A 6,443-nucleotide genomic window follows, 5' to 3' on the forward strand; every position below is an offset into this window, starting at 1 on the left:
CCAGGACGATCACCAGAAGCGACTCCCGGGCACACCCTTGAACGGGCCCACCACCCGATCGGTGATCCACCCGCCGTAGAAGCCCCCCGTCTGGGGCCGAACCCGCTCGCCGTCGACGAAACAGCCGTCCATCGATCCCGGCATGACCGCAACGTGCCCGACGAGAGATTCGTACCCGGCGACCGGCCGGGGATAGTGCCACGCCGCACGCTCGGCGACGTGTCCGCCCGCGACGACGTCGAAATAATCCGCCCGCCCCTTCCACTCGCACACCGTGCTCCCGGCAACCGGATGCAAGACCCCCTCGGCGAAACACGTGCGCGGCAGGTAGTACGTCGGCGGGTGGCTCGTCTCGAGCAGACGCAGCGGGTTGCGCGTGCGTGCGACGAGTTGCCCGCCGAACCGCACCTCCACCAACTCGCCGCTCGGCTGGACCACGGGTGGCCGCGGGTAGTCCCACACCGATTCCTGTCCCGGACCGACGGGGTCCGGGATCGGGTGGCCGCTCGTCATGCCGAGGTGCTGATCATCGCGAGGTATCCCACGGGGTCGCGCCAGAAGGCGGTGATCAGGTCGGCGAGTGCGGCCGGGTCGGCGATCAGGGGTGTGATGTGGCCGGCGCCGTCCACCGTGGTGGCCGCGGCGTGCGGCATCGTCGCCGCGGCGGCCCGTGCCTGCTCGAGGGAGATCATCGTGTCTGCGCGGGGGACGACCATCAGCGTCGGCGCCCCGATCCGGGGGAGGAGAGGGTCGAGGCCTTTGCGGTGCAGCATGATCGACTGCATCGCCTGGTGCATGCCGCGTCGCGGAGCCTGCCGGAAGCTGCGGGAGACGGCCCGGAATTGTTGCGGGTGCGTTCGTGAAAGCTCCTTGCCGAGAAGGACGTTCATCACCGCGGTGGTGAGCGGTGGAATCGGTCCGGCGATGCGGTAGGCCCACACCATCGGCACGATCCTGGCGCGTTCCCTGCGGCTGAGGGCCTGGGTCGGTGTCCCGATGGTGACCACGGTGCGGCACCGGTCGGGAGTGTCGGCGGCCGCGACGAGTCCGACGTGTCCACCCCAGGCGTTGCCCACCCAGTCGGCGGGCTCGGTGACGTCGAGCGCGTCGAGGACGGCGATTGCCGCCGTAGCGCACTCGTCCATCGTGAACCGCCGCTGTACGGCTGTGCTGGCCCCGTGGCCGGGTCCGTCGATCGAGATCAACTGCCGGTGCGCGACCAGATGGCTGCGCAGGGGCGCCCACGTCGTCGAGTCGACGAAAAGGCTGTGCCACAGCACGGTCGGCGGCCCGCTGCCGGTGACGTGGACGGCGAGGTTCCCGACGCTCGTCGGGACGGTTCGGGTGATCGATTGTGTGTCCATGGGATGCCCCAGGTGCGTGATGTCGAGTATTGCTTCGGAAACCGAAACTTCGGTAACCGTAGTATTCTCCTGTGTCATGGAACGGTCAAGAGGTCTGCCGTCCGATCGGCCGGCGGTGGGGCAGCTGCTGGTTCGTTTGCTGCACGAGTTCCGCCGGGAGTTGAGCGAGCCCATGGCGGAACGCGGTTACGGCGACATCCGCCCGCCGCATCTACAGATCTTCGGCAACATCGGCTGGGAGGGCCGGCGGTTGACGGAGATCGCCTCCCGTGCCGAACTGAGTCTGTCCGCCGCGTCCGAACTGATCAACGATCTCGAGGACCTCGGGTACGTCGAGCGGATTCCGGACACGCGGGACCGGCGGGCGAAACTGGTCGTCCCGACCGCGCGGGGACGGCAGGCGCTGCAGGACGCCGCGGTGCGGGTCGCCGAGATCGAGCACCATTGGGGCGGCATCGTCGGCCACGACCGGTTCGACGACGCCTGCTCCGTGCTCAGTTCCCTGCTGGACGAGTTGAGTCCCGAGGACCGCTGACGGTTGGCGGCGGGGCCGCGGCGCGGACGAGTTGGTCGTGGCGCAGGGCGATCTGGGTTTGTGTCGCGATGACGGTCGACGAGCGTAATACGTTGTGCCCGTCGACGATCGAGTTGATCACCCGCTGCAGGTCCGCGTGGGTACGCGCCACCACGCGGACCAGGACGTCGCCGGCCCCGGTGATCGTGTGCGCCTCGAGCACTTCGGGGATGGCGGTCAGGTGCTCGACGACCGCGGCGTGCCCGTTGCCCTGGGCGATCTCGAGGGTGGCGAACGCGACCACCGGAAACCCCAAGGCCTCCGGGTCGAGGGTCGGTGCCGAACTGGTGATCACGCCGGTGCGTTCGAGCCGGTCGAGTCGCGCCTGGACGGTGCCGCGCGCCACTCCCAGGCGTCTCGACGCCTCGAGCACCCCGACCTTCGGCTCGGCGTGGAGCAGGTCGAGCAGTGCCGCGTCGAGTCGATCGATGCTCATGGCGTCCCTGGTCAATATGTAGGGTCCAACCGTATTTTCATCCAGCATCCTGTACAGATTGAGCAGCGTCAAGAGGCGCCGTTGCGCAGTGATGTGTGCTGGATCACAGTGGGATATGACTATCTCCGACATTCGCCTGACGCCCCGCGAGGTGGCCGCACATTTGGAGACCGACGAGCTCCGGCAGTTGGTCGGGCTCGTCGAACACGACGACGCGTCAGATCCGTTTCCCGTGGTCGCGATGGATGCCGTGGTATTCGCGTGCGGCAACGCGACGCAGAGCATGCAGTACTTCGTCTCCACCTGGGGCATGACCCTCGTCGCCTACGCCGGGCCGGAGACCGGTCAGCGCTCGCACAAGTCGTTCGTCCTCGAGTCCGGGTCGGCACGGTTCGTGCTGCACGGCGCCGTCGATCCGAAGTGCCCGCTCGCGGACCATCACCGGGCCCACGGCGACGGCGTGGTGGACCTGGCCATGGAAGTTCTCGACGTCGACCGCTGCATCGCGCACGCACGCTCGCAGGGCGCCACCATTCTCGAGGACCCGCGCGACGTCACGGATCAGTTCGGTACCGTGCGGCTCGCGGCGATCGCCACGTATGGCAGCACCCGGCACACCATCGTCGACCGCAGCCGGTACGACGGCCCGTATCTGCCTGGATTCGTCGCGCGCTCCAGCGGTTTCGCGGCGCGACCGGGTAAGCCCGAGCGGTTGTTCCAGGCGCTCGACCACGCCGTCGGCAACGTCGAAATGGGCCGGATGGATCACTGGGTACGGTTCTACAACCGGGTCATGGGGTTCACCAACATGGCCGAATTCGTCGGCGACGACATCGCCACGGAGTATTCAGCGCTGATGTCGAAGGTCGTGGCGAACGGCAATCACCGGGTGAAGTTCCCGCTCAACGAACCTGCGGTGGGAAAGAAGAAGTCGCAGATCGACGAATATCTCGACTTCTACGGTGGGCCGGGCTGCCAGCATCTGGCCCTCGCGACCGGAGACATCCTCGCGACAGTGGACGCGCTGCGCGCCGAGGGCGTCGAATTCCTGAAGACACCCGACGCGTATTACGAGGACCCGCAGCTGCGTGCCCGGATCGGCACGGTGCGGGTGCCGGTGGAGGAACTGCAGAAGCGCGGAATCCTCGTCGACCGCGACGAGGACGGATACCTCCTGCAGATCTTCACCACACCGCTCGGCGACCGGCCGACCATCTTCTTCGAGCTGATCGAACGGCACGGTTCGCTCGGGTTCGGGGCGGGCAACTTCCAGGCCCTGTTCGAATCCATCGAGCGTGAGCAGGCGGCCCGCGGCAATCTGTGAACCTCCGATCGGCACGCAGTGCATCATCGACTGATGGAGGACACGGATCGGGGAACGTTCGCAGGGAAGGTCGCTCTCGTCACTGGGGCGTCCTCGGGGCTCGGGCACGCCGTGGCCCGGCTCCTCACCGACCGGGGCGCCCGCGTGTTCGGGGTCGCGCGGGACGGGGATGCGCTGCGGCAGGCCATGATCGAGATCGCCGGACCGGAGGCCGCGGGGCACTGTGCGCCGGCGGACGTGGCGTCGCCGGAAGCGTGCAGCGGGGCCGTGGCGGCCTGCGTCGACGGGCTCGGCGGTCTCGACGTCCTGATCAACGTCGCCGGTTCGCACACCCTCCGGCACACCGCGGACGTCACGGACGAGGACTGGGCGCGCGATCTCGCCGTGAACCTGAACGGGCCGTTCTACCTGTCGCGGGCAGCGTTGCCGCATCTGCTCGAACGCGGAGGCAACATCGTCAACGTCGCATCCGTCGCCGGACTGCAGGGGCAGGCGTACTCGGCCGGCTACTGCGCGGCCAAGCACGGACTGGTGGGCCTCACCCGCGCGATGGCACTCGAATTCACCGGCACACCGCTGCGGATCAACGCCGTCTGCCCGGGCGGGATGATGACGCCGCAGGTCACGAACTTCGCGTTCCCCGACGGTGTCGATTTCGAGCTCGTCATGAAGTCTGCCTCCCCGAGAGGGCTGATGGAACCCGAGGACGTGGCGAAGACGGTGGCCTTCCTCGCATCCGACGACGCCTCCGCCATCCACGGAGCCGTGTACTCGGTGGACAACGGGAAGATGGCATGAGTCTCGTCGAAGGCCCGATCTTCCAGATCTGCTGGGTCGTCGACGACATCGAGTCGGCGGAGCGGTACTTCACCGAACAGCTGGGCGTCGCGCGATGGCTGCGGCTCCCGGACGTGCACTTCGGACCCGAGCAGTGCACGTACTGCGGGCAGCCCGCCGACTACGTGGTCCACGTGTCGCTCGGATACGCCGGCGGGCAGCAGCTCGAACTGATCCAGCCGGTGTCGGGACGCAACCTGTACGCGGAACAGCTGGAGACCAGCGGTCCCGGCGTCCATCACGTGGCCTGGGTTCCCGAAGACTTCGAGGCCACCCTCGCCGAAGCCGGACGCCGGGGACTGCCGGTGGTGCAGCGCGGCCGGTTCGAGGGCGTCGGGATGGAGTTCGCGTACCTCGAGGGCGGCCCGCTCGGCGGTTACGTGGAACTGATGAAGCTGTCCGAGGAGATGCGGGCGATGTTCGCCTCGCTCGTCCCGGAATCGCCCGGCGCGACGGATCGGGCAGAGTGATCCTGGCCACCCACTACACCCTGTCGTTGGCAAATTCGACAGAACTGGGACACTGGAGGCCGTGACTGTTTCCTCCGGTGACCCCGACGTGCACGCATCCCGCTCCGCCCAGCTCTTCGAGAGGGCTGATCTGGTCATTCCCGGCGGCGTCAACTCCCCGGTGCGGGCCTTCCACTCGGTCGGCGGCACCCCCCGGTTCATCAGGGAAGCGTCCGGTTACACGCTCACCGACGTCGACGGCAACGACTACGTCGACCTCATCTGCTCGTGGGGACCGATGATCCTCGGGCACGCGCACCCCGCCGTCGTCGAGGCAGTGCAGAAAGCGGCCGCCACCGGCCTGTCGTTCGGCGCACCCACCGAGGGCGAGATCGAACTGGCCGAGGAGATCGTCGGCCGGGTCGCGCCGGTGGAGAAGGTGCGCCTGGTCAACTCCGGCACCGAAGCCACCATGAGCGCCGTCCGCCTCGCCCGCGGTTTCACGGGCCGAACCAAGGTCCTCAAGTTCTCCGGCTGCTACCACGGACACGTCGACGCCCTGCTGGCCGACGCCGGTTCGGGGCTCGCCACGTTCGGCCTTCCGACATCGCCCGGCGTGACGGGCGCGCAGGCCGAGGACACCATCGTCGTTCCCTACAACGACCTCGACGCCGTCGCCCAGGCCTTCGCCGCGAACGAGGGCGCGATCGCGTGCGTCATCACCGAGGCCGCCGCCGGCAACATGGGCGCAGTGGCGCCGCAGCCCGGATTCAACGAGGGCCTGCGGAAGCTGACCAGCGACAACGGCGCGCTGCTCATCATGGACGAGGTGATGACCGGATTCCGCGTCAGCTCCGCCGGCTGGTACGGACTCGACGGCGTCGCCGGTGACCTGTACACGTTCGGCAAGGTGATGAGCGGTGGTCTGCCCGCCGCCGCATTCGGTGGCCGCGCCGACGTCATGGCGCATCTCGCCCCGGCCGGACCCGTCTACCAGGCAGGCACCCTGTCCGGGAACCCCGTCGCCGTCGCCGCCGGGCTCGCCAGCCTGCGCGCCGCCGACCAGGGCGTGTACGACGCACTCGAGCGCAACAGTGCCACCCTGCGGACCCTGCTGTCCGACGCGCTGACCGCAGAGAGCGTGCCGCACCGGGTGCAGACCGCTGGGACGATGCTCAGCGTGTTCTTCAGCGAGGACCCGGTGACGAACTACGCCGAGGCCAAGGCCGCCCAGACCTGGCGCTTCCCGGCGTTCTTCCACGGGCTGCTCTCACGCGGTGTGTACCCGCCGCCGAGCGCGTTCGAGGCGTGGTTCGTCTCCGCCGCCATGGACGACAGAGCATTCTCGATCATCGCCGACGCCCTGCCGCACGCCGCGAAGGCCGCCGCCGCGGCCGTCCAGCCCTGACGTGTCCTCCCCCCTCGCAGCCGGCAGCCTTGCCGCCGACACCCACCCGCC

The 6,443-nt window shown here is 68.5% G+C and carries 8 protein-coding genes; 5 read left to right on the plus strand and 3 right to left on the minus strand.

Features of this window, described 5'->3' with window-relative positions; genetic code table 11:
- Positions 1-9: 9 nt before the first annotated feature.
- Both G9373_RS09245 and G9373_RS09250 read right to left on the minus strand, forming a co-directional pair.
- The gene (locus G9373_RS09245; RefSeq protein WP_005566486.1) at positions 10-513 is read right to left on the minus strand and encodes a DUF427 domain-containing protein; all 504 of its coding nucleotides are present in this window, start codon (positions 511-513) and stop codon (positions 10-12) included.
- Positions 510-1,364 (minus strand): alpha/beta hydrolase, encoded by an 855-nt coding sequence (locus G9373_RS09250; protein WP_133984996.1) that lies wholly within the window; start codon positions 1,362-1,364, stop codon positions 510-512. The genes G9373_RS09245 and G9373_RS09250 overlap by 4 nt, the downstream gene beginning before the upstream one ends.
- Positions 1,365-1,440: 76 nt before the next feature.
- On the opposite strand from G9373_RS09250, the gene G9373_RS09255 reads away from it, so the two are divergent.
- The gene (locus tag G9373_RS09255) at positions 1,441-1,899 is read left to right on the plus strand and encodes a MarR family transcriptional regulator (protein WP_206031912.1); all 459 of its coding nucleotides are present in this window, start codon (positions 1,441-1,443) and stop codon (positions 1,897-1,899) included.
- Here the strand turns inward: G9373_RS09255 and G9373_RS09260 are convergent.
- Entirely contained in the window at positions 1,859-2,374 is a 516-nt protein-coding gene (locus tag G9373_RS09260) for an Lrp/AsnC ligand binding domain-containing protein (protein ID WP_007300753.1), read from the minus strand. The two genes, G9373_RS09255 and G9373_RS09260, sit on opposite strands and share 41 nt — an antisense overlap.
- A gap of 115 nt (positions 2,375-2,489) precedes the next feature.
- On the opposite strand from G9373_RS09260, the gene hppD reads away from it, so the two are divergent.
- The 4 genes from hppD to hemL all read left to right on the plus strand — a co-directional run bounded on the left by hppD (position 2,490) and on the right by hemL (position 6,392).
- On the plus strand, positions 2,490-3,698 hold the full coding sequence (gene hppD / locus G9373_RS09265) for a 4-hydroxyphenylpyruvate dioxygenase (RefSeq protein ID WP_054247691.1): 1,209 nt from the start codon (positions 2,490-2,492) through the stop codon (positions 3,696-3,698).
- Between the two features lie 33 nt (positions 3,699-3,731).
- The gene (locus tag G9373_RS09270; RefSeq protein ID WP_133984992.1) at positions 3,732-4,496 is read left to right on the plus strand and encodes an SDR family oxidoreductase; all 765 of its coding nucleotides are present in this window, start codon (positions 3,732-3,734) and stop codon (positions 4,494-4,496) included.
- Positions 4,493-5,005: a VOC family protein gene (locus tag G9373_RS09275; RefSeq protein ID WP_133984990.1), complete on the plus strand. Its 513-nt coding sequence runs from the start codon at positions 4,493-4,495 to the stop codon at positions 5,003-5,005. The genes G9373_RS09270 and G9373_RS09275 overlap by 4 nt, the downstream gene beginning before the upstream one ends.
- A 61-nt stretch (positions 5,006-5,066) precedes the next feature.
- Positions 5,067-6,392: a glutamate-1-semialdehyde 2,1-aminomutase gene (gene hemL, locus G9373_RS09280; RefSeq protein ID WP_005566496.1), complete on the plus strand. Its 1,326-nt coding sequence runs from the start codon at positions 5,067-5,069 to the stop codon at positions 6,390-6,392.
- The last annotated feature ends 51 nt before the right edge of the window (positions 6,393-6,443 follow it).

Source organism: Rhodococcus sp. A14 (assembly GCF_011603105.1).
Lineage (GTDB): Bacteria > Actinomycetota > Actinomycetes > Mycobacteriales > Mycobacteriaceae > Rhodococcus_F > Rhodococcus_F opacus.

What these genes read in the sequence shown, in the direction of transcription:
- G9373_RS09260 (WP_007300753.1), bottom strand. Translation starts at nt 2,374, where the DNA reads ATGAGCATCGATCGACTCGACGCGGCACTGCTCGACCTGCTCCACGCC.
- hppD (WP_054247691.1), top strand. Translation starts at nt 2,490, where the DNA reads ATGACTATCTCCGACATTCGCCTGACGCCCCGCGAGGTGGCCGCACAT.
- G9373_RS09270 (WP_133984992.1), top strand. Translation starts at nt 3,732, where the DNA reads ATGGAGGACACGGATCGGGGAACGTTCGCAGGGAAGGTCGCTCTCGTC.
- G9373_RS09250 (WP_133984996.1), bottom strand. Translation starts at nt 1,364, where the DNA reads ATGGACACACAATCGATCACCCGAACCGTCCCGACGAGCGTCGGGAAC.
- G9373_RS09245 (WP_005566486.1), bottom strand. Translation starts at nt 513, where the DNA reads ATGACGAGCGGCCACCCGATCCCGGACCCCGTCGGTCCGGGACAGGAA.
- G9373_RS09275 (WP_133984990.1), top strand. Translation starts at nt 4,493, where the DNA reads ATGAGTCTCGTCGAAGGCCCGATCTTCCAGATCTGCTGGGTCGTCGAC.
- G9373_RS09255 (WP_206031912.1), top strand. Translation starts at nt 1,441, where the DNA reads ATGGAACGGTCAAGAGGTCTGCCGTCCGATCGGCCGGCGGTGGGGCAG.